The following is a 23,297-nucleotide window of genomic DNA, read 5'->3' as shown; positions in this document are numbered from 1 at the left end:
AGGGCGGCGCGGCGGCGGCCCTAGTTGGCCGGGGCGGGCGCTGCCGTGGGGGTAACGGTCCCCGGATCCTCCACAATCCGCCGGTCCTCACGGGGACAGCTGAGCCGGCCCGGTGTCTGGTCCACCAGCTCCGCTCTCGCGAGGGCCTGGAAGTCCCCGGTGAGGATGATGTCCACGCTGGGGTCCGTCCGGGCATCTTGAAAGTAATCCGAGCCCGGCAGGTTGCGCTGCACACTGAACGCCGCAGACTGGCCCGCGGCGCCGGAGACCACCAGCGCCGCGCCGCGGTAGCTCGACGTCGTGTTGGCGACGGTGCCGACCATGAACTTCCGGGCCGCAAACTCATCGGCCACGGTGCGGGCCAGGCCCGGGCGGGACGTGGAGTTGAAAACGTTAAGGTTGACCGTCTCCGGCGGCGCATAGTCAAAGCGCGCCTCCGGGCAGACGGACGCGGCGGCCGTGCTGCGCTCCGGCGTCGGAACGTTGAGCTGCCCGTTCATGATGGCGAGGGCCACCACAATCGCCGCGGTAAGCAGCCCGACCAGCAGCACCAGCACCACGCCGTGCAGGATGCGGCGGCGCATCCGGACGGGGTTGTCCTGCAGCCCGTCATCCTCCACGAAAGTGGCCCGGAGATCCGATCCGGTGATGACCTGGTGCCCGTGCAGGACGGTGACGTCCTTCGGCTTTCTAGCCACTTATGACCAGAACACGGGCGTGGATCGCCGTGCGTTGATGCAGCGCGGTCCGGACAGCGCGGTGCAGGCCGTCCTCCAGATAGAGGACGCCGCGGTACTCCACGACGTGCGGAAACAAATCACCGAAGAACGTGGAGTCCTCCGCCAACAGCGCCTCAAGGTCCAGGGTGCGCTTGGTGGTCACCAGATCATCCAGCCGCACCGGTCGCGGCGGCAGCGCCGCCCAGTCCTTGGGCGTGCTGTAACCATGGTCGGGATACGGGCGGCCCTCGCCCACGGCTTTGAATATCACCATGCAAGCCTAAGGAACTTGGACGGTCAAGGGAATCCACGACTCCCGCCGCCGGGAGGTTGTAGCCAAACGGTAACCATTTCTCACACCTCCCGCGTTGCCCTGTCACGGTCAAGACGTTGACGGCGGCGCACTCCACAGCACATGCAAAGATACGTGCCGGCTGGGAGAATAAAACCATGACACCTGCCGAGACCCCAGCTCCCTTCCCGCCGTCGGCTCCTCCGCTGGCCCTGCTGCTGGACGTCGACGGCCCGGTGGCGAGTCCCGTCACCCGCACAGTGCAGCCGGCCATCATCGCGGACCTGCTGGCGCTGGCCGCAGCCGGGATCCCGGTGGTTTTCAACACCGGACGCTCAGCTGCTTTCATCCGCGAGCAGGTGATGGAGCCGATGATGGCCGCGGGAATGCCGGCCGGCACCCTCATCCATGCGGTGTGCGAGAAGGGCGCCGTCTGGTTCAGCTACACCGCGGCGGGCCCCGGGGCCGTCCACCTCGATTCCGGCCTGGCCGTGCCGCAGGCCTTCGGCGACGACATCCGCCGGCTCGTGGCCGAGGACTACGCCGCACACATGTTCTTCGACGAAACCAAACTGGCCATGGTTTCCGTTGAGCAGCACATCGACGCGGATAACTCCGACTACCGGGCCGAGCAGCAGCTGTTCGACGCCGACGCCATGGACCTGATGGCCCGGCACGGCCTCGGCGTGGTGCGGCTGGACCACCACGCCCCGGACTCCGATGACCGGGTCGACTACCGCGTGGATCCGACCATCATCTCCACCGACATCGAGTCCGTCCGGCTCGGCAAGGACCTCGGTGCCAGCCGGGCCGTGGAGCTGCTGGCGGCGCAGGGCATCACCCCGCAGGCCTGGCGCACGGTGGGTGATTCCCGCACCGATTACGCCATGGCCGACTGGCTGCACCACAACGACCACCCGGTCAAACACATCGACGTCCGGCCCGCTGACGGCGTGCCGGTGAAACCGTATGAGGTGCTCACCGCGGCGGACCTTGGGCTGGGGCGGGACGTCATCCACGACGACGCCGGCGCGGCCTTCCTCAGTAGCTGGCGCCTGGCCCTCCTGGGCTGAGCACCGGGCGCAACCACCCCGCGATCCGGGGCGGACGAGGGGCCACTGGCCCCGCTGGCGGCGTTTCCGCCGCCGATTGACCGGGCAATTTTGGGGTGGGCGATATCATGCAAGTAGGCACACCTTTACGCAAAGAATCACGGAGAATCGAAATTACAGACGCATTGGTCCAGGACGAGATTTACTACGGCAGCCAGGCCTCCGTTGACGCACATGATGAAGTAACGTCCGCGGCTGCCGTCGCGCGGTTCCGGAGCCGCCCGGGTGTTGTACGACGGCGGGGCCGGTACGGGCTGATCAACGAAAACCGCACGCCGTACCAGGCCATGGTGGAGGACTTGATGTTCGTGCGCTCTGTGCTGGACGGCGCCGGACTCGACTACCTCCTGGTCCGCGGCAACAACGACAGGCCCGTCATCGCCGTTGACTGGAAGGACCGAAGGGAGCTCCGCGCTGCCCTCGTGGAGGCCTGCCATGATGAGCCGTTCTACTCAATGACTGTCGATGCCAAGAAGAAATCCTCAGTGCTGGTGGCCGACGGCGAGCTCTCCCCCAACCGGCAGGCCCGGATCTTTCGGCTCTACCGTCCCCGGGTTGAACCCGAGGGCGGATTCGAGTTCGGCGCCTCGGCAGGGGTGCAGCTGGAACTGTGGAGTTTCGAAGGCGACCAGCTGATACTTCCGATCGAGAACTCGCTGACCCGGCGGACCCTGCTCGCCCAGGACGCGGTCCGCGGCACCGTGGAGCGGTACGGGCACACCTGGCCCACCATCGAGAACATGTTCGCGGACCACGCCAGTGACATCAGCTTCGACGTGGACCTCGTATTCTCCTGGGTGGACGGCAGCTCCCCGGAGTACATCGCAGCCCGGCGCGCCCGGATGGCCGGCGTGGTGGTGGGCGAAGGCGACGACCACGAAGCCCGCTTCCGCCAGATCGACGAACTGAAGTACGCGCTGCGCTCGGTGTACATGTTCGCGCCCTGGATCCGCCGGATCTTCATCGCCACCGACTCCCCCACTCCCGCATGGCTGGCGGACCACCCGGGTGTGACGATTGTGCGCAGCGAGGAGTTCTTCGCGGACCCGTCTGTGCTGCCCACCCACAACTCGCAGGCGGTGGAGTGCCAGCTTCACCACATAGAGGGCCTGTCGGAGCACTTTCTGTACTCGAATGACGACATGTTCTTCGGCCGCTCCGTCGGACCGGACATGTTCTTTACGCCGGGCGGCATCACGAAGTTCATTGAGGCGGAGACCCGGATCGGGCTCGGGGACAACGACGCCGAGCGCAGCGGCTTCGAAAACGCCGCCCGGGTGAACCGGAAGCTGCTGTGGGACCGCTTCGGCCGGATCACCACCCGGCACCTGGAGCACACGGCTGCGCCCCTGCGGCGCAGCGTCGTGGCCACCATGGAGCAGGAGTTCCCGGCGGAGTTCGCCACGACGGCGGCGAGCACCTTCCGCGCAGCCGACAACATTTCGGTCACCAACTCGTTCTACCACTACTACGCGCTGCTCACCGGCCGGGCAGTGACCCAGACGGCGGCCAAGGTGCGTTACGTCGACACCACCGCCCGGGCGGGGCTGAACTACCTTCCCAAGTTGCTCGCGAAGCGGAACATGGATTTCTTCTGCCTGAACGACGGCAGCTTCCCGGAAGTGCCGGCTGAAGAGCGGGCCGATCTGGTGACGGACTTCCTGGAAAAGTACTACCCGATCAAGGCGCCCTGGGAGAAGTAGCGGCCGGGCGGTGCGGCCCGTCCTAGTTGCGGGCGGTCAGCCGGCGGTTGCCGGGAATCCTGGCCGGATCCTCCAGCTTTGCCTTGTCCGGAATGCGGATCCCGGCGGCCGCAATCCGCCGCTGGGTTTCCTCCGCCGAGACAAGCTCTCCGACGGCGGGGGTGTCGCCGAGCAGAACCACGGAGTGCACAATCGTGTGCTCGTAGACGTGCACGAGGTTGAACGCCTGACCGCCGTCGCGCCCGCGGGTCCCGCCGACCGGAACGTTGAGGTCCTGCGTGTAACAGGTGGCCGACGCCACGGAGACCGGAATCCCGGCGAACGTGGCCGTCGTCGAATAGTGCAGGTGGCCGCCCAGAATGGCCCGGACGTCGGAATTCCGCAAAATTCCGGCCAGCGCCGCCTGATCCCGCAATTCCACGAGCACGGCAAGGTCCAGGACCGAGGGCACCGGGGGATGATGCAGGGCCAGGATGGTTCCGTCCGGTGCGGGGGTGGCGAGTTCGGTTTCGAGCCACTCCAGCTGTCCGGGGCTCAGTTCGCCGTGATGGAAGCCCGGAACTGAGGTGTCGAGGGTAATGATGCGCAGCCCGTTGATGAAATATGTGTGATCCACCGGGGCGTCACCGGCGGGCTGGTCCAGCAGGCCGGTCCGGAAATTGGCGCGATTGTCATGGTTCCCCATCGCCCAGATGACTTTCGCGCCCATTGCCTTGCAGGCCGGTTCTACGATGGCCCGCAGCTTCGCGTAGGCCTCGGCTTCGCCCCGGTCAGCGAGATCGCCGGTGAAAATCACGGCCTCCGGACGCGCGCCGGACGCGCGGACTTCATCGAAGAGTTGTCTGAGCCGGGAGTCGCTGTCCACCACACCATGCAGTGGTGTGGAACCTCCCAGCAGGTGGGGGTCACTCAGATGGAGTAGAAAATGACGCGGCCGGGGATGTTCGGCCTCGATGGGCTCCATTGCTACCTTCCTGGTTGGGTGGCGGCTGTAGCCACCAGCTTCCCTCTCAGTAATGTCTATCCAACCAGACATTCGGCCAACAATGTGCAAACTCCAGTAGGCATGTTTGAAAAAACGAAGACATTCAGTAGTCCGGCGGACACATACCTGTTTTGGTGTGTGCCCGCCGGACCAGGGTTACTCAGGTGTCCGGCGCCTAGCTCAGGTAGCCGTTCGGGTTCAGCACGTACTTCGTCGCTGCACCGGCGTCGAACTCCGCGTAGCCCCTCGGAGCGTCCTCCAGCGAAATTGCTTTAGCGTTGACGTTCTTCGCGATGTGGACCTTGTCATGCAAGATCGCCATCATCAGCTGGCGGTTGTACTTCATCACCGGGCACTGTCCGGTGGTGAAGCTCAGCGACTTGGCCCAGCCGGTGCCGAGGCTGAGCGAGAGTGCGCCCTTCTTAGCGGCCTCGTCGATGCCGCCCGGGTCACCGGTGACGTAGAGTCCCGGAATGCCAAGAGCGCCGCCGGCTGTGGTGATCTCCATGAGGGAGTTCAACACAGTCGCCGGTGCTTCCTTGGCGTCGTGGCCGTGCCCCTTCGCCTCGAACCCGACGGCGTCGACGCCGCAATCCACTTCAGGCACGCCGAGCAGCTGCTCGATCTGCTCTGCCGGTCCGCCCTGGGACAGGTCAACGGTTTCGCAGCCGAAGCTGCGTGCCTGCTTCAGCCGGTCCGCGTTCATGTCCCCCACAATCACCACCGCGGCACCCAACAACTGCGCACTGGTGGCCGCCGCGAGGCCTACGGGCCCGGCACCGGCGATGTAGACGGTAGAGCCGACACCCACGCCGGCGGTGACGGCACCGTGGAAGCCGGTGGGGAAGATGTCCGAGAGCATGGTCAGGTCCATCATCTTTTCGAGGGCCTGGTCCCTGTCCGGGAACTTCAGCAGGTTCCAGTCCGCATACGGGACGAGGACATAGTTCGCCTGGCCGCCGACCCATCCACCCATGTCCACGTAGCCGTAAGCGGCGCCCGGCCGGGCGGGATTGACGTTCAGGCAGATACCGGTTTTGCGCTCCTTGCAGTTCCGGCACCGTCCGCAGGCGATATTAAAGGGGACGGAACAGATGTCGCCCACCTTGATGAACTCAACATCCGGGCCTACCTCCACGACCTCGCCGGTGATTTCGTGGCCGAGCACCAGGTCTGCGGGGGCGGTGGTACGTCCGCGGACCATGTGCTGGTCCGAGCCGCAGATGTTCGTGGCAACGGTCTTGAGGATCACGCCATGGCGCACAGCCCGGCCCACGTTGGCGGGATTAACCCCGGGGCCGTCCTTAAGTTCGAAGGTGGGGTAGTCAATGTCGATCAGTTCGACTTTTCCTGGCCCCTTGTAGGCAACGGCTTTGTTTCCTGTCATCACTTTCCTCCTGGTTCACGGACCACACTGGCTGGGTCCAGTTGGAATTCACGAAGCTTGTTGATGCACCGCCCGCCAGGCAGATCTCAGTCCGGCAGCCCACGCCTCATTGCGCGTCAAGCCGCGGCCGTGCCTGGATTATTTGGAAGGTTCGGCCAGTCTAGGCCGTAAGCATGCTTAGAAATAGAGGCCCTTGTCCCCTTGTGCTCCGGGAGCCGACTCTCAGCTCAGGGCGGCCTGGACGGCCTCAATGACCTCCGGTGAGTCGGGTTCAACGGTGGGGGCGAAGCGGGCAACCACGACGCCGTCGCGGTTCACCAGGAATTTCTCGAAGTTCCATTTCACCAGTCCCGGCAGGAAGCTGTTTTTGAACTTGGTGAGCTCGGAGTACAGCGGGTGCTGGTTCTTGCCGCGGACGTCTGACTTCGTGGTCAGCGGGAATGTCACGCCGAAGTTCCGTTCGCAGAACTCTGCGATCTCGGAGTCCCCGGCAGGTTCCTGTCCCGCGAACTGGTTGCAGGGGACGCCGAGCACCTGGAAGCCCTGCTCCCGGAATTCGTTGTGAAGTGCCTCGAGCCCCGCATACTGCGGCGTGAAGCCGCACTGCGAGGCGACGTTCACCACCAGCACCACCTCCCCCTTGAATCGGCCGAAATCGGTGTTGGTGCCGTCATTGAGGGTGAGCGGAATGCTGTGGAGAGGGGTCATGGCAGGGTTCCTCGCGAAGTCGGTATTGAAGTTCGTGCCCGGATCGGTTTTTCCGGAAGTGGTCACGACTGTTCTTCGACACCAACGAACGCGGGTATGGGTTGGTGCCTGCTACGGCGTAGGAGGCACTGACGGGTCCGGCGTCACCGACGGAGCGACGGCGGGAGGCCGGGAGGGCGGAGCGCCGACGGTTGGCGGGGCGGGTGTCCTAGTGGGCTGCACCGGTGGCGGCGCGACAACAGGCGGCGGAACGGGTGCCACAACCGGCGGCGGCGCGACAACAGGCGGCGGAACGGGTGCCACAACCGGCGGCGGCGCGACAACAGGCGGCGGAACGGGTGCCACAACCGGCGGCGGCGCGACAACAGGCGGCGGAACGGGTGCCACAACCGGCGGCGGCGCGACAACAGGCGGCGGAACGGGTGCCACAACCGGCGGCGTCGAAGACGGCGGCGGCGTCCCAGTCCCCGGCGGCGTCCCAGTCCCCGGCGGCGTCCCAGTCCCCGGCGGCGTCGAAGACGGCGGCGGCGTCCCAGTCCCCGGCGGCGTCGAAGACGGCGGCGGCGTCCCAGTCCCCGGCGGCGTCGAAGACGGCGGCGGCGTCCCAGTCCCCGGCGGCGTCGAAGACGGCGGCGGCGTCCCAGTCCCCGGCGGCGTCGTAGCAGTCGGCGTGTCGCTTGGCGGCTGCGAGCCCACCGGCGCGGTGGTCCCGTTCGAGGATCCAGCCGGCGGCCGGCTGGTTTCGACGGTTGGCTTGGCCGGGCTCGTTCTCGTCGGGGACAGCCCGTCCCAGACCGACGGGGTTGGTGTCGGAGCAGCGGACGAGCCGGAGGACGTCCGGGGCGTCGCCGCAATGGGCACTTCCTCGGCACCGCCAGCGACTTCATGCCTTCTGTCGTCCGATACGGGGATGGCCCAGCCGAGGCGGGCGTTGGCTGGCAGGCCTGCCTCGGGTGCGTAGCTGGTCATCTCGATGGTGCCCAGCGGATCCGTCTGCGCGATCGGAAGCAGGATCCAGTCGTGCGGGTTCTTGTGGGCGCCGTTGAGGATGGTTTCAAAATGCAGGTGGCAACCGGTGGACGATCCGGTGGTTCCCACCCGGGCGATGACTTCGCCCACCCGCACCGAATCGCCCTTCTTGACCGCGATCGCCTCAAGGTGGTTATAGGTGGTGATCAGTCCGTTGCCATGGTCGATTTCCACTCGGTTTCCGCCGCCCCACGGGTGCCAGCCGACGGCACGCACCACTCCGGCGTCGGCGGCGTAGACACGGGTGCCGCATGCGGCGCCGTAATCCTGGCCCCAGTGGAATTCACCGGCCGACCCCGAGATGGGGCTGGTCCGCAGTCCGAAGGGTGAGGATTCCTGAAGGGACTCAAGGGGCTCCATAAGGAAACCAGCGGCAGGCCGTTTCAATCCGGCAGAGGCCACATTGAGTTCTCCGGGCACACCGTTCTTGGAGGTTGTCTGGACATTGGATCGGGCGTAGGCCACCAGCGCCCGGGCATCCGCGGTGAACGGCGTCGCGACCGGAACATCAGAGGCGCTGGCGGTGGCAGTGGCAACGGCACGCGCGGCCGGAGCCAGCATCTCCGGACCCATTGCGGCAGCCACTGCCGCCCTGGAGGGTGCCACGGTGGCTCCCGGGCCGGACAATCCTTGGGCTGAGAATGTCAGCACCGCCAACGAGAGGCAAAAGCCGCCGGACAGACATCGCGCAGCGATGATCCTGGCCCTTGCAGCCTTTTCACTCGTCGAGTTTCCCCAGTGCTTTCCCACGATGTGACTCCGCATCCTGTTCATCGGTCCCAAATTTCGCGGACCCACTGTCTCATGGCACCACACCGGCGGAAGCCTGTGAACGGTACAAACCACTCCCTTTGCAAAGTCGAGTGGAAGGCCAGTAGTACTGGCTTTCGGGGCAAGTACCGGGTTGCGCGGCCATAAGCGAGAATGAGGTATGCGCAACCTCCTCAGGGAATGGCAGTCCGAGCTTAAACAGACGTTCACCGGGACCCGGGACGAGGTTCCGGAGTGGGTGCCGCGCCTGGCGGACGGCGACGACCCTGGCTACCACCTGCCGGGCTCCGCGGTCTGGGCCGTCCATGGGGACATGCCCACCATCGTGGCGGGAATCCGGGCGTTGTTGATGCAGGCGCTTCATCCCGGCGCACTGGCCGGCGTCCACGACCACTCCCGGTTCCGCGAGGATCCTCTCGGGCGGCTGGCCGGCACCATCCGCTGGATCTTTACGGTCACCTTCGGTTCAACCGCCGCGGCCCGCGGAGCCTCTGACTGGGTGAAGCAACTCCATGAATCGGTGCGTGGTGAGTACGTGGACGCTCACGGGATCAGCAGACGCTATGCGGCGAATGATCCTGAGCTGCTCCGCTGGGTGCATATCGCCTTTACCGACGCTTTCCTTTCTGCGCACCAAATTTGGGGCAGGCCCATTCCCGGCGGCGCCGACGCGTATGTGCGGGAATGGGCGCAGGCTGGTGAGCTGATGGGGGTGGCGTCCCCGCCGCTCACCGAGGAGGCCATGCGCCGGCAACTGGACGACTGGTACGACGCCGGAGAACTCCGTTCCGATGAGAAGGTGGCCGAGACGGTGGCCTTCATCCGCAACCCGCCGCTTCACCCCGTGCTCCGGCCAGGCTACCGGGTGCTCTTCGCTGCGGCAGTGGCCAGCCTCGAGCCAAAGTACCGCGACTTGTTAGGCCTCCGGACTGCACGTCTGGGGCCCGTTCCCCTTCCGGTACGGCTGGCCACGAAGGTTACGCTCGGCATCGTTCATGTTGCTCTCGGCCGGGTGGGGCCCAGCGAACAGGCGGCCCGGCGCCGGCTCCGCCGGCTGGGATTTCAAGCCTGACGGACCGGGTGCCCGGACCGGCACCCCGATGTGTGGGTCGCGGGGCGGCAGGGTTGGCTGAAAGCGGACGCAAAAAGGCCCCGGTCCATGGGACCGGGGCCAAACGCGGAGAATGGGGGATTTGAACCCCCGAGGGCGTTAACCCAACACGCGTTCCAGGCGTGCGCCATAGGCCGCTAGGCGAATTCTCCAGTAGCTTTTGAATCAAAAGCAGATACTAGAATACCTGAACTTCCCGGCATAGCCCAATTGGGTTCCGGCCCCACCCGGCGGGGCATGCCCGCTCCCCGTCCACACCACGGGACATAGGCCCATCATGCCCATCCGCGGGCGCGAAAAATGGGCATGTCCCGTCGGGTCCGCTGGTCCAGACGCAGACGATTCGGGGCACACTCAAATGTCGGGTAAACTTGCTGACGGCCCCTCATGTGGCGTCATCCTGTTGAACTCCCCCAGGACCGGAAGGTAGCAAGGGTAAATGGGCTCTGGCGGGTGCATGAGGGGTCTTTTATGTCTGTGCCGATTGGTAGGGTTTAGCTGTGACTGTTACTACCGCCCTTTACCGGAGATACCGCCCCGATTCGTTCGCGGACGTTATTGGCCAGGAGCACGTCACCGAGCCGCTGATGACGGCCCTGCGCAAGAACCGCGTCAACCACGCCTACCTGTTCTCGGGCCCCCGGGGCTGCGGTAAAACCACCTCCGCCCGCATCCTGGCCCGCTGCCTGAACTGCGCCGAAGGCCCCACGGATACGCCCTGCGGCAAGTGCCCCAGCTGCGTTGAACTTGCCCGCGGCGGCTCCGGCTCCCTGGACGTCATCGAAATTGACGCCGCCAGCCACGGCGGTGTGGACGATGCCCGCGACCTGCGGGAGCGCGCCACGTACGCCCCCGTCCGCGACCGCTACAAAATCTTCATCATTGACGAGGCCCACATGGTCACGTCCGCCGGCTTCAACGCCCTGCTCAAGATCGTCGAAGAGCCGCCGGAACACATCAAGTTCATCTTCGCCACCACGGAGCCGGACAAGGTCATCGGCACCATCCGCTCCCGCACACACCACTACCCGTTCCGACTGGTGCCGCCCGAGCCGCTCATGGCCTACCTCGAGTTGCTCTGCACGCAGGAGAACGTCGCGGTGGCGCCCGGCGTGCTGTCCCTCGTGATCCGCGCCGGCGGTGGTTCGGTGCGGGATTCCCTCTCCGTCCTGGACCAACTCATGGCCGGGGCCGGCCCGAACGGGTTGGACTATGAACTCGCTGTGGCCCTGCTGGGCTACACGCATGCCTCCCTGCTGGACGACGTCGTCGAGGCCGTTGCCGCCGCCGACGCCGCCACCGTCTTCCGCGCCGTGGACCGGGTCATCCAAACGGGGCATGACCCGCGGCGCTTCGTGGAGGACCTGCTTGAGCGTTTCCGGGACCTGATCATCGTCCAAGCGCTGCCGGAGAGCGCCCAGTCCATTCTCCGCGGCATGCCGACTGACCAGATCGCGAGACTGCAGATCCAGGCACACAACCTGGGTGCGGCCGAGCTGTCCCGGGCCGCGGACGTCACCAACACCGCCCTGACCGAGATGACCGGCGCCACTTCCCCGCGGCTGCATCTGGAACTGCTGTGCGCCCGCATTCTGCTGCCGTCTTCGGAGCAGACCGAGCGCGGCATCGCTGCCCGGATCGACCGGGTGGAGCGGCGGCTGAACTACGCCGGCAATGACGTCGGCGCTCCAGTCCCTGTTTCAGCCGCGGCCACGGCCGGGAACCCGCCTGTGAATGCTTCCGCGGTTCCCGCTCCGGCCGTCCAAGCCGCCAACCCGCCAGCCAACCCAGCCGCAGCCGCTCCTGTTGTTCCCGCACCCGTTGATTCCACACCCGTTGTTTCCGGACCCGTTGTTTCCGCACCCGCGGTACCGGCGGCACCGGCACGGGAGAGCCTCACTCCCCCCCGCGTCAGCACCGGCGACTGGCCTGTCGACGAGTCTGCACCCGTCACTAATGGGACTAACGGGCAGGAACCGGCACCCCAAGAGATCACGCCGGCGCGGCCTGCACCGGCGGCTACGGCGTCACCGGTGCCCGCATCATCCGGTCCGGGTCCCTCCGGCTCAGTCCCCCCGGCACCGGCTCCGCGACCCCAAAATCCTTCGGCCTCCCCCGCTCCGTCGGCGGTGCCCGCCACAGCGCATGCTGCCGGAACCGGGCCCGATGTCGAGGTCCTCCGCCGCGCTTGGCCTGAGATCCTACAGACGCTGACCAAGATAAAACGCAGCACCTGGGCCCTGGTTGAGCCCAACGCCCAAGTAGGCCACTTCGAGGACCACGTCCTGACACTTGCGTTCACCACCTCGGGTCTGGCTGGCGCATTTGGCCGCGCGGATCATTCCGAGAACCTGCGGCAGGCCATCCACAAGACCATCGGCATCGATTGCCAGATCCACGCGGTCGCCAGTGGAACCAACAGCCCAGCGAGCTCTGAGCCAAACCCAAAAGCACCCGCTAGCCGGGACGTCCCGGCTGCGTCCACCGATGCTGACTGGGGCCTGCCCCCTACCCAGATGCAACCAGCGCAGGCCGAAGCAGCGCGCACCGGATTAGCCCATGCGCAACCGGCACCAACGCAACCGGTGCAGGCGGCGCACGGTCCGGCAGCTGTTCCCGCCGCTTCGGCCCGGCCGGACTCTAAACCCACTAAACCCGTACCGTCGCCGGAACCTGATCCAGCAAAGCCAGCCGCCGGCCAGGAGTCGCCGCCGGCCAGTGCAGCAGCCTCGGCTGAGCCGCAGGCAACCGTGCCGGACGTTGCCGGTTCCTACGCCTACCCTGACGATGACTGGGGCCCGCCCCGCGATGAAGACGCCCCGCCGCTGGACGAGGAACCGCCCATGGACTGGGACCCGTCAGCTCCAGTTGCGGCACGTGCTGTTCAGCAGCCCCCCGCTACCGCAGCTTCCCGCACGGAGTCCCCTGCGCCGCCGCGTTCCCGACCGGAAGCGAAGACTCCGGAACCCAGAATCCCGGCGCCCCAGGCGGCGGAGACGGTCGATGACCCGTGGTCCCGTGCCCTTGAGCAGGCTCCCGGCGTCTGGACAATTGGCCCGGACTCCAACATCGGCAACTACCCGCCCGAGGCACCTGCCGCCGCTGCCGCCTCCCCCGAGCCGGAACCCCCGCACTACGAACCTGCAGCGGCCCAGATCCCGCAGTACGCCGCTACAGTTCCGGCCTCCGCGGAGTATGAGGTCGCTGCGTCCGACGGGCGGGGCGAGGCCGCGGTGGTGGTACCTGCTGGTGCCCGCTCCGTTCCTGCCCCGGGCACCGCCGCGCCCGTTACGCGGTCCTCGGCACCGGTTGCCACCCCCGCGCCGGCAGCGGCCCAGGCAACGGTTCCTCCGGAAGTAACGAGCCGGCAAAGCCTGTATCAGCGGCTCTCAAACAGCCCGGAAGCCGAAGCCGGGCGCGCCAAGGCCCCGGCCCGCGCGGCTGCCACCACCACCTATGTCCAGGACATCCCCAGCGCGGATGATGAAACCATCGAGGAATCGGGGGTATTCGGGCGCGCCGCCGTCGAACGGATCCTCGGCGGAAAACTGGTGGAAGAGCGGTCCCTGGACGGAGGTCCGCTGCCGCCGCGCTTCTGACCGCCCCGCCGGGCCCTCCGCCCGTCGCCATCCCCAACGAACGAGGACACAGTGTACGAAGGTGCAGTTCAAGAGCTGATTGACGAGCTCGGACGCCTTCCCGGCGTCGGGCCCAAGTCGGCCCAGCGGCTGGCGTTCCATATCCTTGAGGCCGACCCGCAGGACATGAAACGGCTGGCGGATGCCATCATCACGGTCAAGGAACGGGTCAAATTCTGCACAGTGTGCGGGAACGTCACTGAGCAGGAACTGTGCAGTATCTGCCGGGATCCGCGCCGCGACCCCTCGATCATCTGTGTCGTCGAAGAATCCAAGGATGTTCTCGCCGTTGAACGCACCCGCTCGTTCCGCGGGCGGTATCACGTGTTGGGCGGGGCCATCAATCCCATTGCCGGCATCGGCCCCGAACAGCTCCGGATCCGCGAGCTCCTTACCCGGCTCAACGACGGTGCCATCCAGGAAATCATTATCGCGACCGACCCCAATCTGGAGGGCGAAGCCACCGCGACGTATTTGGCGCGCATGCTCAAGTCCATCGGCATCGCCGTCACCCGGCTGGCATCGGGCCTGCCGGTGGGAGGTGACCTCGAATACGCCGACGAGGTTACCCTGGGCCGCGCCTTCGAGGGTCGCCGCAACGCCCTGAGCTGAGCCCACGCGGCGGCCGCCGCCGTCGCACTTTCTTGGAGCGGACATGCTCATCGCTGGCTCGTACGGTTGGACATAGTGCCAATATGTCCAATCCTCGCCACCACCACCGAGCATGTCCCGCGAAGCACCCGACATGCCCAACCCTCGCCACCACCACAGAGCATGTCCCGCGAAGCAAGGCCGGGTGTCTGGCATGCGGTCACAATTCAGGAACCGGGGCACACGGCGATAAACTGGGCTAAGAAGTACGCCGTCGCGCCGTTTGGTTGCTTGGCCCAGAACCCCGATGATCCAGTAAGGGTGCGCGCATGAGTTTGCCCACTACAGAAGTCCATCCCGGACAGCAGCCACAGGAGCTGCCCGTCTCTGGCACCGCAACGAAACACCTCGTCGTGAAGAAGTTTGGCGGGTCCTCTGTGTCCGATGCCGAGGGCATTCGGCGTGTAGCCCGGCGGATCGTGGACGCCCAGAACGCCGGCGACGAAGTGGTGGTGGTGGTGTCGGCCATGGGTGACACCACCGACGAACTCCTTGACCTTGCCGCTCAGGTGACCGACTCGGCTCCGGCCCGGGAGATGGACATGCTCCTCTCCGCCGGCGAACGCATTTCGATGGCCCTGCTTGCCATGGCAATCAACAAGTTCGGCGCTTCGGCCCAGTCCTTCACCGGATCCCAGGCCGGCATGATCACGGACGGCATCCACGGTAAGGCCCGGATTATCGACGTCGACCCGCACCGCATCCGTACCGCCCTGGACAAGGGGCACATTGCGATCGTCGCGGGCTTCCAGGGTATGAGCCGAACCACCAACGAGGTCACCACCCTGGGCCGCGGCGGTTCGGACACCACCGCGGTGGCACTGGCAGCCGCCCTCGACGCGGATGTGTGCGAGATCTTCACCGACGTCGACGGAATCTACACCGCCGATCCGCGCGTCGTACCGTCCGCCCGGAAAATCGACCGGATCTCCAGCGAGGAGATGCTTGAACTGGCGGCGTCCGGCGCCAAGATCCTGCACCTTCGCTGCGTCGAATACGCCCGCCGCTTCGGAATGCCGCTGCACGTGCGATCTTCATTCAGCCAAAACGAAGGCACCTGGGTCCTGCCCAGCGCCGACGACAAGATCACAACCCAAGAGGGAGTTGCCTTGGAGCAGCCAATCATCTCCGGTGTTGCACACGACCGTTCGGAAGCCAAGGTCACGGTGGTCGGGGTACCCGATATCCCTGGCAAGGCCGCGGCAATCTTCCAGGTCATCGCCGATGCCCACTCGAACATCGACATGATCGTCCAGAACGTTTCCACCCATGGCACGGGCCGGACCGATATTTCCTTCACCCTGCCGATCGTTGAGGGTGCCGACGCGCTGGCCGCCCTGCACGCCGCGCAGGACCGGATTGGTTTCGAAAGCATCGAGTACAACGAGAAAATCGGCAAACTGTCACTGATCGGCGCCGGCATGCGATCGCACCCGGGGGTTTCCGCGCGGTTCTTCGCGGCGCTCTCCGAGGCGGGCATCAACATCAACATGATCTCAACATCGGAGATCCGGATCTCCGTCGTCACCCACGCCAACCTGCTCGATGACGCCGTGCGCGCCATCCACAAGGCTTTCGGCCTTGATAGCGAGGACGAAGCGACGGTGTACGGCGGCACCGGCCGCTGACGGGAACCGGCGGCCCACACCGGGGCCTAACGGGAATAGGAGCGGCATCTGCCGCTCCTATTCCATATGCCGCTGGATTCTCCTGTCCTATGCCGGGCGTGCTCAGACTTGCTCTTTGGGCAGGTCTTCCTTCCGCACAGCGTAGTGATGTCCGTGCGCATCGGTTTCAACTTCAAATCCGGCGAGGTCAATCTCGGAGGCATGCTCATACTCGTCGTTTTTGTGAACGACCGGTGCTGCGGTGTCTCCCCGCGAAGCAGGGCCGAAGACGAAGCGGGGCCACGTCGCCGGGTGCAGGTGTTGCCTGAGTGCGAATCTCCTCGGTGCAAGTGCCACTATTCCCACCCCCTTTCCGGCGTCCGGGCCAGGCAGGACCTTCGCCGCTAAGCAGCTGGTCCCAGTGCCCTCATTTTACGCCCGGCGGCGGGAAAAGGCATGGCGGGCGTCCGCCAAAACGTGAGCGTTTGTGCACAGACAACGCTGGAGGCGGTTCAGCGCAGCGATTTGTCGCCGGGGTTCCGGGGCACAACGTAGGTGCTGCCATCCGCGCGGTGGACGGTCTCCCACTGCTGGGTTTCAGCTTCACGCTGGGCCAGAAGCTGCCGATTCTGCTCCGTCATCTCATGCCCGAGGGCACTGCGGTTGGCCGGCCCGAAAATCATCCGGAGTTTGCCCGTCGCCCGCATGAACCTCTGCGAGCCGTTCTCGGCGCTGTTCTTGGCCATCCCAATCCACTCCTAGGAACTAGACGATGCCCTCAGTGTACGCTAATGATTAGCGCACTAACTATTTGTGGAGGCCCATGTGACTGATGTGACCAACGAAGCCCGGGAGGACCTCTTGCTCGAGCACCAGCTCTGCTTCGCGCTCACGGTGGCGTCCCGCAGTGTGGTCGGTGCGTACAAGCCGGTCCTGGACAAGCTCGGCCTGACGCACCCCCAATATCTAGTGATGCTGTGCCTCTGGGAGGCGAGCCCCCGTTCCGTCCGCGACATCAGCGGGGCCCTCGCCCAGGAGCCGGCGACAATCTCGCCTCTGCTGCGCCGCCTGGAGACGGCCGGTTTCATCACGCGCCGGCGTGTGGCTGGGGACGAACGGACCCTGGCCGTGGACCTGACGCCTCTCGGCGCCGCGCTCCGGCAACAGGCCACGGCCGTGCCCGGCACCATGATGGAGCGGCTGGGCCTGACCCGCGAACAGGTCGGCCAGCTGCATGCCACCATGATGGACCTGATTGCGGCCACAAAGACCCCCTCGGACAGCACGCCCCGGCGGTAGACTGGCAAAAAACAGGAGGATTGCTGATGCGCAAGCAACTTACCCACGCCGCGCTCGTGCTGATGGCGGTGGCCGGACTGGCCGCCTGCTCGGCGGGGACTACGCCGTCGCCGTCGACCTCGGCCTCTGACGCCACGGGCAGCGCCAGCGCGTCCGCGACCGGCACCCCCTCAGCAGATACTGAAACGAAAACTCCGGCTCCCTCGCCGTCTGCAACGCCCGTTCCCTCGGGACCCGGACAGGGCAACGCCGAACTCGCCATTACGGTCAAACCGTCCGCAACCGGCACGCCTGCGAACTTCACCCTGGTCTGCGTGGACGGCGTCCCGTCAGCAGAGAGCCAGCATCCCGCCGCCGCCGCCGCCTGCACCGCCGTGAAGAACAACGCAGCGCTCCTTAGCCCCCAACCGCGGGCAACCGACCAGGCCTGCACCCAGCAGTACGGCGGTTCGCAGGAGGCGACGGTCACCGGTGCCGTGGACGGCCGGCCGGTTGAAGCGACCTTCAGCCTGCGCGACGGCTGCGAGATCGCCGCTTGGAATGCCGCCAAGGACGTCCTTGGCTCCACCGGCGGAGCTGTCTGAGCTGCACGCCGTCAAGCAGGAAGACTGGCTCCCCCGCCAAGCCGCGCATCAGGCGCGCGTCCGGCGTTACGCCGACCCGTACCTTGCCCGGCGGTCCGCGGGCACCAAGCATCCGGTGGAAGACTTCCTCTTCACGTACTACACCCAGAAACCCGGGCAGCTGCAGCGCTGGCACCCCGGGGCCGGCGTGGTGCTCACCGGTCCCGCCGCCGCCGAGCGCGCCGGCTGGAAGTACTACCGCATTCCCGACGGCGGTGAGCTCGCTGCCGCCGGCCTGCCGTCGGACTCAACGGCCGTTACGGTGGACGTCGGCACGTTCGTCCGGGACCGGCAGGAGGCCCTGCAGTTTGCCGGGATCATCCTGGCCGGGACAGCGGCGCGTCCAGCCCAGTACGGCTGCTTCGGGCTGCACGAATGGGCCATGGTCTACCGGCAGGACAAATTCGAACTCCGGCACGAGTATCTCCGGCTTCGGCTTGGCCCGGAACGGACCGATGAGGTGGTGGAAGAAAACCGCATCCGGTGCTCGCACTTCGACGCCTTCCGCTTCTACACCCCCGATGCGGTGCCCTTGAACAGCCTGGTGCCCAGCCGGGAGAACCAGCGGGCCATGGAACAACCCGGGTGCCTGCACGCCAACATGGACCTGTACAAGTGGGCCTACAAACTCGCCCCGCTCCTGCCCAGCGAGCTGGTGATGGACTGCTTTGAACTCTCCTGGCGGATCAGGGCCATGGACATGCAGGCGTCCCCCTATGACCTGTCGGAGTGGGGCTATCCGGCCATCCTGATCGAAACGCCGGCGGGCAAGGCGGAATACGTTCACTACCAGCGGGAATTTTCGGCCGCGTCACAGGGGCTTCGGCAGCGGTTGTTGCAAGAGCTCACGCCCCTCCTCCAGCCGGTATGTTCCGGCTCTGCCCCAGAACGCACGGAAGGACAGCCATGACTGCCACCCACGAACGTCGCAGCAGTGACGACATCGATCTCACCATCCGCCTGACCGAGGCACCGGGCGCCACCGAGTACCTTTTTCAGCTCGCGGCAAGCGGCGGCACCCTCGCCGGCGGGTGCACGCTGCCGGACTCCGCGGCCGCCCTCGCGGCCGTCGCGGAACACGGTGAGGAGATATTCTTCCCCAAACCAGGCCCCCCGAAGATGTGCACCCAGCAGTACGGCGGACCACAGGTCGCCGTGGTGACCGGCTGGTTCTTCGGCCGGGAAGTCCACAGCCGGTTCAGCCGCACCGACGGCTGCGAGATCTCCCGCTGGCGTGCCATGGCGCCGCTGCTCGGCGGAGTGGCGGGCTCCACCGGGGCCAGCTGAGCCGGGTCCCCGGACGGGGAGCCGGCACGGGGAGCCGGCCCGGGGAGCTGGCACGGGCGCCAACGCATTAAGGCAATGGCCGGCGGTGGAAACCGCCGGCCATTGCCTTCACCTAGGTGGACTGGTGCTGCTGGTACTGCGCTTAGATGGCGTTATTGGGACCGGCCAGTTCCTGGTTCTGGAACTTGCCCTTCTCCTTCTTCACTTTCTGTCCTTTGTCTTTCTTGTCCTTCTTGTCCTTGCCGTCGTGGCTGCCGCCATTTCCGCTGTCACCGGGACCGTTGTTGCTGTCCTGGTCCTCTGACGTCGGGGGCACCACGACCGTGCCGGCCGGGGTCACCAGCACGCTGACGAACGTCGGATCGCTGGCTCCGGCGAACGTCACGCGACCGATGTAGGACCCCACGGCGAGGTTCTTCCAGTTCAGGTTCACGACCCCGGACTTGCCGTTGCCCAGCCGCAGCGGGTTCGGCGTCAGGGTCGCGTTGCCCACGTTCGGTACCAGGACCGAGGCATCCACGCTGGCCTTGGTGGCGCGCCCGTTCGGGCTTGCGTAAAGGTTCGCGAAGACCGTGTAGGTTCCGGCGGTCGGGTTGGGAATGGACACTGACTCGCTCGCCGAGGACGTGGCCACGGTGAGGGGCCCCTCGGGCGTCATGACATACATGTCGAAGTCAGCATTCTCGTCCGAGGAAAGCACCGAGAACTTGGCAAGCGGACTTCCCGCCGGAACCACCACGTCCTTGACGAAGTTCGAGGCATCCGTGACGCCGGTGAAGGCACCGGGAACCAGTTCAACGGCGGAGGAGTCCGCCTTGGACAGCCCGTCAAGGGTCATGGCGATCGGGTTGTTGGTGCCGGAGATGACGTTGATCGCACCGGTGCCGGTACCGCCTTCGGAGGTGAAGGCCACATCCTTGGCGGCGATGACCGGCTGCGGACGGACCGCGATCGGGGACGCGACGTTCTTGTTTGCGCCCTGCCAGGTGAGCGAGCCCATGGCGAACTTGCCGAGCGCGGCATTCTGGTTTTCGAAGGACACCTTGAAGGTCTTCTTCTCGCCTGCAGCGCCGAAAGTCAGAACGGAGGGTGTCACGGTGACCTTGACTCCGGGAACATCGGTCTTGACCCGGTAGGTGCCCGGAGTGAGCGCAGTCAGCGTGCGGGTGACTTCGATCTTTCCGGCCAGGTTACCGAGCGAGAACGAGGGGACGTTCATGTCGCGGGCCTTGGTGCTGCCCAGCCCGGGAATGCCGAGGTCGGTTCCGGTGCCCTGGATGAACTTCAGGTAGTCATCCTCGTTGGCGTCGTAGACCAGGCCCGGGTCCAGCACACGGGCCGGGTCCACCTGGCCTGCACCGGTGGCGAGAACGTCGGTGTTTTTGCTGCCGTCGGCGTTCTTGACATCACCTGCGGTGGTCATCATGGCGGACTTGACAGTCGCCGGTGACCATTTCGGGTTCTTGCCCAGAACCAGCGCGCCAAAGCCGGCCACGTGCGGGGCGGCCATGGACGTACCGGACATGAAACCGAACATGTCTCCGCCCATCCCGATCGGCGAGACGCCGGCCAGGACTGCGACGCCGGGAGCAGTGACGTCCGGCTTCAGCAGGTCCGAATCAGTGGCCAGCAGCGGACCGCGCGACGAGAAGCCTGCGATCTGCGGCTGGGCCTCGAGGGGAAGCCCGGTGGTGTCCTTGTTGAGAAGGGACACAGTGATTGCCGGGTTGGCCGTGACCTTGGCCTTAATGGCCTCGGTGGCCGGCGGGTTCACGTGAACGGTCGGGACGGCGTGCTTGTCCGTATCCAGCGAGGAGTTGCTGAGGTTGACCAGGATCATGCCAACACCTCCGCCACGCTTGACCTCGGCGCTCTTGGCCACGCGGTCGAAAACGCCACGGTCACAGACAACGACTTTGCCGGCGACCTTCGCGGGATCAAGCGTGTCCGGGCCGCAGAGAGCAGCGTTGGCGTTGCCGGCCGTGATGGCCGCACTGGCCGCCAGGGTGACGCCGGCGCCCTTGACTTCGCTGTTCATGATGCTGGCGCCGCGGAACTTGCTGCCATCGGAGAACTCCACGGTGCCCTGGAGTTCCTGGGAGAAGCTGCTGGCGGCCACGGTGGTAACCCACGGTGCGCCGTGGTTGACGGTACTGGCCGTAGGGCCGGAGTTGCCGGCCGAGGCTGCGACGAAGATACCGGCCGAGGCCGCGGAGAGGAACGCCATGGAAACGGGGTCCGTGGTGGTGGTGGTGGAACCGGAGATCGAGTAGTTCAGGACGTCGACGCCGTCGTAGATCGCCTGGTCAACAGCGGCCACCGACGAGGAGCTGTAGCAGCCGCCGGTGTTCGGGTCCGTGTCTTCCCAGCAGACCTTGTATACGGAGAGCTTGGCGGCGGGAGCGATGCCGCTTGTGAGTCCGAAGCTGCGGCCGTCAACGAAGGTTTCGACGTTGGCGTTTCCAACGGCGGTGCTGCCCGTGTGGGTGCCGTGGCTCGCGACGTCGACCGGGGAGATCTTCTCGATCGGGGACCGGCTGCCCTCCGGAACGTATCGCAGGTAATCGTCCGCGAAATAGTGCGCGGAGAGGACCTTGGAGTTGCAGGCGGACCCGTCAAAATCCTGGCCGGTCTGGCACTCACCAATGAAGGTGTCGCCGTCGGACTTGAGCATTGCGATCTTGCCGTCATCTGTGCGGTACGGCACGCCCACGACAGGGTTGCCGACGAGCGGCTTGACCTGATCACCGGCGAAGAAGGGGCTGGAGGGCGTGTAACCGGTGTCGATGACGCCGACAACCACGCCCTTGCCGGCCGCGTCCTGGCCACCGAACTTGGTGTTCCAGGTCCCGTTGGGGCCGCTGAGTTTCAGGAAATCGGTGCTGGAGTAATCGGGGGCGTTTTCGGTGTCGGGGGCAACCACCAGCACGCCGGGGTCCTTGGCCAGTTTGATGGCCTGGTCCGCTGTCAGGTTCGCACTGAAGCCGTTAACGGCCGCAGTGAACTGCCGCTTCATCTGAACTTGTTGCTGCCCGGCAACCTCAGCCTGCTTCTGCTCAAGGTGCGTCTCATACTTCTTGACTTCAGCCTTCTTGGTGTCGAGCTTCTTGCCCGCTTCCGGCTTGGTGGCTGCCAGTCCGGGCGTGCCGCCGTCGTACGTGGCTGCCGGCTTTTCGGCGAGGACCACGATGTAGCGGCCGTCCTTGAAGGTGTTGGGATCCAGTTTCTTCTGGGCCACACCGGCGACAGCGGAACCCGCCGGAGCCGCGATGGCGGGCTGGAGCGCGGCGGTGGACAAGAGAACCGGCAAGCCCAGGGTCAGTGCCACGGCCCTCCGGAGTCCCCCGCTTCGAAGGAAGCTCTTTCCTGGTGATTTCACGTGTGGTTGAACCTTTCATAAGGAACGGCCCGGCCTAGCTGCCGGGTCATCGGCTGGCGGGCCTGGGAGAAAGAACACATCTCACGGCACCGACGGATACCAGCCGTTTCAAACAGTACAGACTGAGAGCCAAATATGACATAGAGCACACAAAGGAAATCAGGATTTGTCACACATATCGACAGGGCGACAGCAGCGAGGGTGCAGGGTGCAGGGAGCAGGGAGCAGGGACGAATCGTCACGCCCGAGGCGTCAGGAGCCCGGCATAAAACGCGGCCCCGGCACCCTACTGGCGGGGCGTACGGACGACTTCGCTGATCCAGGCCCTCGTCTTCTCATCAAGCGGCCCGGCGACGTTGCTTTCCCGGGCCTTTCGGTCGGCCCTAATTTTCTGCAGGACCATCCGGCCCAGGCCCGCGAAAACAGCGACGGCAACGACGGGCAGGACCATGGATTTCGGCTTCTCAGACATGCGCACATCCTACTGAGGGCACACAGCAGTAGCCAGAGCGGGCGCTGCCACGCCGGCATGAGCGCCCGCCATCATGCGGCGGCTCCCTTCGGGCTGCCGCGCACCGTTCACACTCCCGGCCCGAATGCAGCCGGACGCTCTGCGGCCGGTAGAATAGGCATGCAAGCTCGCGGAGCGCCCTGTCACGCTGTTCTCACCACACAGCGGATCGGCGTGAGACGGCACCACTCCGCTGCGCCCTTACCCAACGCTCACGCACAGGAGTTGCCGGATGCCCCGGATCGTTGTCGACGTCATGCCCAAGCCCGAGATTCTCGACCCGCAGGGGAAGGCTATTGTCGGTGCACTCCCCCGGCTGGGTTTCACCGCCTTTAGTTCTGTCCGGCAAGGCAAGCGCTTTGAACTCACCGTGGATGGCGAGGTGACCGAGGAGATCCTGGCCCAGGCCCGGAACGCCGCCGAGACCCTGCTCTCCAACCCGGTCATCGAGGACGTCGTCAACGTCGAGGTCGTCGAGGCCTGAC

At 65.9% G+C, this 23,297-nt stretch carries 21 protein-coding genes, 1 tRNA gene, 1 other RNA gene and 1 pseudogene; 13 read left to right on the top strand and 11 right to left on the bottom strand.

What is annotated here, in order from left to right:
* Positions 1-20: 20 nt before the first annotated feature.
* The gene (locus VUN84_01975) at positions 21-698 is read right to left on the bottom strand and encodes a LytR C-terminal domain-containing protein (GenBank protein ID XAS64476.1); all 678 of its coding nucleotides are present in this window, start codon (positions 696-698) and stop codon (positions 21-23) included.
* Positions 691-990: a type II toxin-antitoxin system VapB family antitoxin gene (locus VUN84_01970; GenBank protein XAS65731.1), complete on the bottom strand. Its 300-nt coding sequence runs from the start codon at positions 988-990 to the stop codon at positions 691-693. The genes VUN84_01975 and VUN84_01970 overlap by 8 nt, the downstream gene beginning before the upstream one ends.
* Positions 991-1,169: 179 nt before the next feature.
* Between VUN84_01970 and VUN84_01965 the strand changes: the two genes are divergently transcribed.
* Both VUN84_01965 and VUN84_01960 read left to right on the top strand, forming a co-directional pair.
* Entirely contained in the window at positions 1,170-2,084 is a 915-nt protein-coding gene (locus tag VUN84_01965) for a hypothetical protein (GenBank protein XAS64475.1), read from the top strand.
* Between the two features lie 107 nt (positions 2,085-2,191).
* The gene (locus tag VUN84_01960) at positions 2,192-3,826 is read left to right on the top strand and encodes a stealth family protein (GenBank protein ID XAS64474.1); all 1,635 of its coding nucleotides are present in this window, start codon (positions 2,192-2,194) and stop codon (positions 3,824-3,826) included.
* A gap of 22 nt (positions 3,827-3,848) precedes the next feature.
* On the opposite strand, the gene VUN84_01955 is transcribed toward VUN84_01960, so the two are convergent.
* From VUN84_01955 to VUN84_01945, 3 genes are all read right to left on the bottom strand, one after another.
* The gene (locus VUN84_01955; GenBank protein XAS64473.1) at positions 3,849-4,790 is read right to left on the bottom strand and encodes a phosphodiesterase; all 942 of its coding nucleotides are present in this window, start codon (positions 4,788-4,790) and stop codon (positions 3,849-3,851) included.
* Positions 4,791-4,986: 196 nt separating this feature from the next.
* Complete coding sequence (fdhA, locus tag VUN84_01950) at positions 4,987-6,198, bottom strand: formaldehyde dehydrogenase, glutathione-independent (GenBank protein ID XAS64472.1); 1,212 nt, start codon at positions 6,196-6,198, stop codon at positions 4,987-4,989.
* A gap of 222 nt (positions 6,199-6,420) precedes the next feature.
* On the bottom strand, positions 6,421-6,906 hold the full coding sequence (locus VUN84_01945; protein ID XAS64471.1) for a glutathione peroxidase: 486 nt from the start codon (positions 6,904-6,906) through the stop codon (positions 6,421-6,423).
* On the opposite strand from VUN84_01945, the gene VUN84_01940 reads away from it, so the two are divergent.
* Complete coding sequence (locus tag VUN84_01940; protein XAS65917.1) at positions 6,905-7,867, top strand: hypothetical protein; 963 nt, start codon at positions 6,905-6,907, stop codon at positions 7,865-7,867. The two genes, VUN84_01945 and VUN84_01940, sit on opposite strands and share 2 nt — an antisense overlap.
* 74 nt (positions 7,868-7,941) lie before the next feature.
* Here the strand turns inward: VUN84_01940 and VUN84_01935 are convergent.
* A pseudogene (locus tag VUN84_01935) lies at positions 7,942-8,295 on the bottom strand (M23 family metallopeptidase).
* A 571-nt stretch (positions 8,296-8,866) separates the two neighbouring features.
* Here VUN84_01935 and VUN84_01930 point away from each other — a divergent pair.
* Positions 8,867-9,778 (top strand): oxygenase MpaB family protein, encoded by a 912-nt coding sequence (locus VUN84_01930; GenBank protein ID XAS64470.1) that lies wholly within the window; start codon positions 8,867-8,869, stop codon positions 9,776-9,778.
* Positions 9,779-9,884: 106 nt separating this feature from the next.
* Here the strand turns inward: VUN84_01930 and VUN84_01925 are convergent.
* Positions 9,885-9,969, bottom strand: a tRNA-Ser gene (locus tag VUN84_01925).
* A 224-nt stretch (positions 9,970-10,193) separates the two neighbouring features.
* Here VUN84_01925 and ffs point away from each other — a divergent pair.
* The 4 genes from ffs (at position 10,194) to VUN84_01905 (ending at position 15,734) form a co-directional block, all read left to right on the top strand.
* An RNA gene (gene ffs, locus VUN84_01920) (signal recognition particle sRNA small type) lies at positions 10,194-10,290 on the top strand.
* A gap of 27 nt (positions 10,291-10,317) precedes the next feature.
* On the top strand, positions 10,318-13,416 hold the full coding sequence (locus tag VUN84_01915) for a DNA polymerase III subunit gamma and tau (protein ID XAS64469.1): 3,099 nt from the start codon (positions 10,318-10,320) through the stop codon (positions 13,414-13,416).
* A 51-nt stretch (positions 13,417-13,467) separates the two neighbouring features.
* The gene (recR, locus tag VUN84_01910) at positions 13,468-14,067 is read left to right on the top strand and encodes a recombination mediator RecR (protein XAS64468.1); all 600 of its coding nucleotides are present in this window, start codon (positions 13,468-13,470) and stop codon (positions 14,065-14,067) included.
* A 308-nt stretch (positions 14,068-14,375) separates the two neighbouring features.
* Positions 14,376-15,734 carry an aspartate kinase gene (locus VUN84_01905; GenBank protein XAS64467.1) on the top strand — a complete coding sequence of 453 codons (1,359 nt, stop codon included), beginning with the start codon at positions 14,376-14,378 and terminating at the stop codon, positions 15,732-15,734.
* A gap of 102 nt (positions 15,735-15,836) precedes the next feature.
* Here VUN84_01905 and VUN84_01900 read toward each other — a convergent pair whose 3' ends face one another.
* Both VUN84_01900 and VUN84_01895 read right to left on the bottom strand, forming a co-directional pair.
* Positions 15,837-16,070, bottom strand: coding sequence for a hypothetical protein (locus tag VUN84_01900; GenBank protein XAS64466.1), 234 nt, complete (start codon positions 16,068-16,070; stop codon positions 15,837-15,839).
* Positions 16,071-16,225: 155 nt separating this feature from the next.
* Positions 16,226-16,459 (bottom strand): hypothetical protein, encoded by a 234-nt coding sequence (locus tag VUN84_01895; protein ID XAS64465.1) that lies wholly within the window; start codon positions 16,457-16,459, stop codon positions 16,226-16,228.
* Positions 16,460-16,538: 79 nt separating this feature from the next.
* Between VUN84_01895 and VUN84_01890 the strand changes: the two genes are divergently transcribed.
* The 4 genes from VUN84_01890 to VUN84_01875 are packed head-to-tail and all read left to right on the top strand — an operon-like array spanning position 16,539 to position 18,922.
* A complete protein-coding gene (locus VUN84_01890) occupies positions 16,539-17,012 on the top strand; it encodes a MarR family transcriptional regulator (GenBank protein XAS64464.1) in 474 nt (157 codons plus the stop codon).
* Positions 17,013-17,038: 26 nt separating this feature from the next.
* Complete coding sequence (locus VUN84_01885; protein XAS64463.1) at positions 17,039-17,596, top strand: SSI family serine proteinase inhibitor; 558 nt, start codon at positions 17,039-17,041, stop codon at positions 17,594-17,596.
* Complete coding sequence (locus VUN84_01880; GenBank protein XAS64462.1) at positions 17,553-18,545, top strand: 3-methyladenine DNA glycosylase; 993 nt, start codon at positions 17,553-17,555, stop codon at positions 18,543-18,545. The genes VUN84_01885 and VUN84_01880 overlap by 44 nt, the downstream gene beginning before the upstream one ends.
* Positions 18,542-18,922: a serine protease inhibitor gene (locus VUN84_01875; GenBank protein XAS64461.1), complete on the top strand. Its 381-nt coding sequence runs from the start codon at positions 18,542-18,544 to the stop codon at positions 18,920-18,922. The genes VUN84_01880 and VUN84_01875 overlap by 4 nt, the downstream gene beginning before the upstream one ends.
* 142 nt (positions 18,923-19,064) lie before the next feature.
* On the opposite strand, the gene VUN84_01870 is transcribed toward VUN84_01875, so the two are convergent.
* The gene (locus VUN84_01870) at positions 19,065-22,301 is read right to left on the bottom strand and encodes a S8 family peptidase (GenBank protein ID XAS64460.1); all 3,237 of its coding nucleotides are present in this window, start codon (positions 22,299-22,301) and stop codon (positions 19,065-19,067) included.
* 286 nt (positions 22,302-22,587) lie between these two features.
* Positions 22,588-22,773 (bottom strand): hypothetical protein, encoded by a 186-nt coding sequence (locus tag VUN84_01865; protein XAS64459.1) that lies wholly within the window; start codon positions 22,771-22,773, stop codon positions 22,588-22,590.
* Positions 22,774-23,044: 271 nt separating this feature from the next.
* On the opposite strand from VUN84_01865, the gene purS reads away from it, so the two are divergent.
* On the top strand, positions 23,045-23,296 hold the full coding sequence (gene purS, locus VUN84_01860) for a phosphoribosylformylglycinamidine synthase subunit PurS (GenBank protein XAS64458.1): 252 nt from the start codon (positions 23,045-23,047) through the stop codon (positions 23,294-23,296).
* The last annotated feature ends 1 nt before the right edge of the window (position 23,297 follow it).

Source organism: Micrococcaceae bacterium Sec5.8, assembly GCA_039636775.1.
GTDB lineage: Bacteria > Actinomycetota > Actinomycetes > Actinomycetales > Micrococcaceae > Arthrobacter.
The sequence above is the reverse complement of the archived record's forward strand: the minus strand, read 5'-3'. Positions and strand labels throughout refer to the sequence as shown.